Here is a 3,302-nt window from a genome sequence, read left to right as displayed (position 1 = left end):
GTGGCGCCGGGGCTGCCGCTCGGGCCGGGGGCTCCGTCGGGGCCGGGAGCACCGGTCGGGCCGGGGGCACCGGTGGGGCCGGGTGCGCCGGGGCTGCCGCTCGGGCCGGGGGCTCCGTCGGGGCCGGGAGCACCGGTCGGGCCGGGGGAACCGGTCGGGCCGGGGGAACCGGTCGGGCCGGGCTCACCCGTCGGGCCAGGCGAGCCGGTCGGGCCGGGAGGCCCGCTCGGTCCGGGAGGCCCAGGCGGGCCAACGGCGCAGGCCGCCCTCGTGATGGTGTTGGTCTGCAGCGTGACCGCGGCATTGCGCGCCAGGGCGCGGCCTTCGATCACGGCGCCAGTGTTCACCGTGATGGACGCCAGGGCCAGGATGTTGCCCTTGAACTGGGTGGTCGTGTCGATGGTGGCGGAGCTGCCCACCTGCCAGAACACGTTGCAGGCATTCGCCCCCCTGATGAAGGCCACGACGCTGTTCGGTTCCGTGATCAGGGTCGAGGGGACCTGGAAGATGAAGACGGCGTCGGGGTTGTTCTGGCCGTCGAGAGTGACCGTTCCGGTGAGGTGCATTGTCGACGAGGCCGTGTAGACGCCGGGCGCCAGCGTCAGTCCGCCGATATCGGGCGGAGTGGCGGTGCCAGGTCCCCGGCTTGCCGCGTCGTTGTAGGCGATGACGAGGTCGGACTTCGCCTGAGCGGCGGCGGCGTCGGTGATGTGCTGCGTTCCGTTGACGATGCCGGGCGGAAAGCCGGTTACCGATGTGCCCGGGTGGAGCCCCAGATCTCCGTTGATGATGGTGTTGCCCGTGTTGGTGATCGTTTCACCGGCCAGGACCGCGTAATTGGTGGCGGTCCCCAGCCCCACGGGGGCTTCCAGGGCGTGAGCGAGGTTCGGGGCCAGGGTGGCCGCTGCCAGCAGCGCTGCGGGGAGCACGGCGAGGGCTGCCCGTTTGAGCATATTGCGTTGAGGCCTTCTGTCGGGTGGACCCGACCGGATGACGTCCAATGCCATAGCAGGACCTTTCTTGTTGCTTCGGGTCTCAGTCCTCCCGAAGGAGGGTCCCGAGCGCCCGCGACGATGGCGACTCAGGGCCGCAAGCCCCCTGCCTGCGCCGGCGCGCAGGCTCCCCGTGAGCGGGGACCGAGAGCGACTCCCTACCCGTGGTAGTGATACGCCGTCACGCGGGAGTAGTCACGCATATTTCACAGCAATAGGCCGCAAATCATAAAAAATGGTCTATGTGAGTGACATGGCGTCAGGGAGCCGTACGTGCCGCCGCCCGTGCGAATCTGCTGAGTCGTCAAAGTGGAGAGCGCGTCGGCGCCGCCTACCGTCGCATCGCTGAACCGGCGGGCAATCTCGTGGGTGACGGCGCACCGCCGGGGGTCGTGCTCCGCCGCGGCAACGACACGGTCGCACGGCTCAGCGGCGGAGCCCTGGAAGTCGACGCCGCCCCCCGGGCGTCGGTTTTCGCCGCCTGCCAGATCAGGTGGCGCGCCCGTAGCGGACACTTCCGCTCCAGATTCTTTCCAGTCGCACTCGTGTGCCTGGGCGCGGAGCGTGCCAGATTCTGTCGTGGCCGGCGTAGATGCCCACATGGCCCATGGTCGCGCCTTTGGGGAAGAAGACCAGATCGCCCGGTGCGCGATGGCTCCGCGGAATGTGGCGGGTGTGCTCGTATTGCTGCCCGGCCGTGCGCGGTAGTCGTCTGCCGACCTGCCGGAAGGCGTAGAGCGTCAGGCCGGAGCAGTCGAAGCGTTTGGGTCCCGTCGCCCCGTAGGCATAGGGGGCGCCCTTCTTGGAGGCGGCCACGGCGACTGCCCTGATGCCGTACGGCGCGGCCGTGTCGGCCTGGGCGGCGGGTCCGGTCGCCGTGCCGGTGGTCAGGAACAACAAGAGGAGGAAGAGGACATGGGCTCTGGGTGTGCGGTAAACGGGCCGTCGGTTCTGCAGGGCCTTATCGGAATCCGTCCTGGAGTGGGGAATGGCGATACCTCCGCATCCGGATGCAAGGAACAGTCAGTCGGAGCCGGGGAGATCAGGCTTTCGGTGACATGTGTGCCGGCTCTCGACAGCCGTCCAGTTTTCTCCGATGGATTTCGCTCTTCGTCATCGGACACCGCGTGGCCTGTCCCGGTTCTGCAACGAATCCGAGATGGTATTGAGAAATGATTCTCCGCGAGTCGGTTACCGAATGCAGGGAACATCCCGGCAACGGCGCGGCTCAGAGCCAGCCCTGCTGGGCCGCCTTCAGGCCGGCCTCGAAGCGGCTGGTGGCGTGGAGGCGTTCCATCAGCGCGGACATCTGGCGGCGGACGGTACGCAGGGACACTCCGAGGCGTTTGCCGGCCGCTTCGTCCGTCATGCCCGAGGCCAGCAGTCTGAGGAGTTCGAGTTCGCCCGCGGAAGGGCTGGAGCCGGTGGGGCGGGGGCGGTCCGCGCCGAGGGGGACGGCGGAGTCCCAGGTCTGCTCGAACAGGGTCAGGAGTGACGCCACGATGGCGGGCGCGCTGGTGCACAGCGCGCTACCGTGCGCCTGGCGACCCGGATGGGCGACCTGATCGACGGCCTGCTCACCCGCGCCCGGATCACGGCCGGCGTCAGCGCCCCCGACCGCCAGCCCATGCGCCTGGACCAGCTCGTCGAAGCGGTCGTCGACGACACCGAGACCGGCGAGCACCGCGTGACCGTACACACCGAACCCGTCGTCGTGGTCGCGGACCCCGACCTCCTGCGGCGGGCCGTGGCCAACCTGCTCGGCAACGCCCTCGTCCACGGCCACGCCCCCGGCCAGCTGGCGGAGGTCGAGCTCACCGTGACCGCCGACGGCACGCTGACCGTCGACGACGCCGGGCCGGGCGTACCCCGGGACCTGGCCGACTCGCTCTTCCAGCGCTTCCGGAGCAGCGGCTCCGCCGCCGGCTCCAGCGGCCTCGGCCTCTCCATCGCCTCCTGGGTCGCCCACGCCCACGGCGGCACCCTCGACGTCGCCACCAGCCCGCGCGGCGGCGCCCGCTTCACTCTCCGCCTGCCGCCTCGGACGAAGTAGCGCGGTCCGGCCTTCAGGCGGTGGGCTCGAGGAGGCTTTCCGCCCGGCCGCATCGGCTGATCCGTGGTCGCGTGCGGGACATGCCGGCCCGGCCGATACCGACCGGCACACTCGGCTCAGGCCGAGGCCGACGGGTCGGCGGATCCGGCGGCGCGGCGGTATTCGGCGTTGATGCGCTGGGCTTCCTCGAGCTGGTCTTCGAGGATGACGATGCGGCAGGCGGCCTCGATGGGGGTGCCCTGGTCGACGAGTTCCCG

General features: G+C 70.2%; 4 protein-coding genes and 1 pseudogene. 1 reads left to right on the top strand and 4 read right to left on the bottom strand.

What is annotated here, in order from left to right; genetic code table 11:
- The 3 genes from ACZ45T_RS08395 to ACZ45T_RS08385 form a co-directional block, all read right to left on the bottom strand.
- Nucleotides 1-953 (bottom strand): ice-binding family protein (locus ACZ45T_RS08395; protein WP_468438768.1); only part of this gene is annotated, 953 nt, incomplete at its 3' end.
- A 528-nt stretch (nt 954-1,481) separates the two neighbouring features.
- On the bottom strand, nt 1,482-1,892 hold the full coding sequence (locus tag ACZ45T_RS08390) for a C40 family peptidase (RefSeq protein ID WP_468438766.1): 411 nt from the start codon (nt 1,890-1,892) through the stop codon (nt 1,482-1,484).
- 328 nt (nt 1,893-2,220) lie between these two features.
- On the bottom strand, nt 2,221-2,493 hold the full coding sequence (locus ACZ45T_RS08385; RefSeq protein WP_468438764.1) for a response regulator transcription factor: 273 nt from the start codon (nt 2,491-2,493) through the stop codon (nt 2,221-2,223).
- 33 nt (nt 2,494-2,526) lie between these two features.
- Here ACZ45T_RS08385 and ACZ45T_RS08380 point away from each other — a divergent pair, with 33 nt between their 5' ends.
- Complete coding sequence (locus tag ACZ45T_RS08380; protein WP_468438762.1) at nt 2,527-3,045, top strand: sensor histidine kinase; 519 nt, start codon at nt 2,527-2,529, stop codon at nt 3,043-3,045.
- Between the two features lie 116 nt (nt 3,046-3,161).
- On the opposite strand, the pseudogene ACZ45T_RS08375 reads toward ACZ45T_RS08380, so the two are convergent.
- Nucleotides 3,162-3,302, bottom strand: a pseudogene (locus ACZ45T_RS08375) (MerR family transcriptional regulator); the annotation flags it as partial.

It is taken from the genome of Streptomyces sp. NPDC030995 (assembly GCF_055571215.1).
The sequence above is the reverse complement of the archived record's forward strand: the minus strand, read 5'-3'. Positions and strand labels throughout refer to the sequence as shown.